Origin of the sequence: Acinetobacter sp. ANC 3832, assembly GCF_002135415.1 — a bacterium.
Taxonomy (GTDB): Bacteria; Pseudomonadota; Gammaproteobacteria; order Pseudomonadales; family Moraxellaceae; genus Acinetobacter.
The window spans coordinates 1-1038 of sequence record NZ_NEGJ01000035.1 but is presented as its reverse complement, the minus strand read 5'-3'; the positions used below and the strand labels follow the sequence as shown (position 1 = coordinate 1038).

1 pseudogene is annotated in these 1038 nt (G+C 51.5%); it reads left to right on the top strand.

Going from position 1 to position 1038, the window contains the following annotated elements:
- A pseudogene (locus tag B9T35_RS18510) lies at positions 1–1038 on the top strand (hypothetical protein); the annotation flags it as partial.

Genomic DNA, 1038 nt, shown 5'->3' with positions numbered 1-1038 from the left:
GCGATTGTGGGTGATAGCAACATCACCACGACCGTGACCCAAGGCCAAGCTGCGATTGCGCTGAACAAAAATCTCCAAGGCTTAACTTCAGTTGAAACCACAGATGGTGCAGGCAACAGCTCGACGATGACAGCGGGTGGCACCAAAGTTGACAATGCAGCAGGCGACAGCAGCAACTACACAGCAAATGGTGCGACAGTTACAGGCTCAAATGGCAAAACCATTACCCTGACATCAGATAAAATTGATGTGGGTGGCAACACCATTAACAACGTGACTGCAGGTGTCGATGGCAAAGATGCGGTCAACAAAGACCAATTGGATGCGCTCCAAGCAGCAGGAACAGCAACCACCGACAAACTGGGCGAAAGCACAGCAAGCAACTTAGGTGGCGGTTCAACTTATGACAAAACCACAGGCGAAGTGACGGCACCGAGCTACACCGTACAAAGCAATCCGAACGATGCGACGACCAGCACCACAGTCAACAACGTCGGTGCAGCAATCGACAGCTTAAACACAGCGGTGAACACCCCACTGACGTTTAAAGATGCAGCATCTGGCAGTTCAAGCAACCCATTGGGTAGCGAACTTGCGATTGTGGGTGATAGCAACATCACCACGACCGTGACCCAAGGCCAAGCTGCGATTGCGCTGAACAAAAATCTCCAAGGCTTAACTTCAGTTGAAACCACAGATGGTGCAGGCAACAGCTCGACGATGACAGCGGGTGGCACCAAAGTTGACAATGCAGCAGGCGACAGCAGCAACTACACAGCGAATGGTGCGACAGTTACAGGCTCAAATGGCAAAACCATTACCCTGACATCAGATAAAGTTGATGTGGGTGGCAACACCATTAACAACGTGACTGCAGGTGTCGATGGCAAAGATGCGGTCAACAAAGACCAATTGGATGCGCTCCAAGCAGCAGGAACAGCAACCACCGACAAACTGGGCGAAAGCACAGCAAGCAACTTAGGTGGCGGTTCAACTTATGACAAAACCACAGGCGAAGTGACGGCACCGAGCTACACC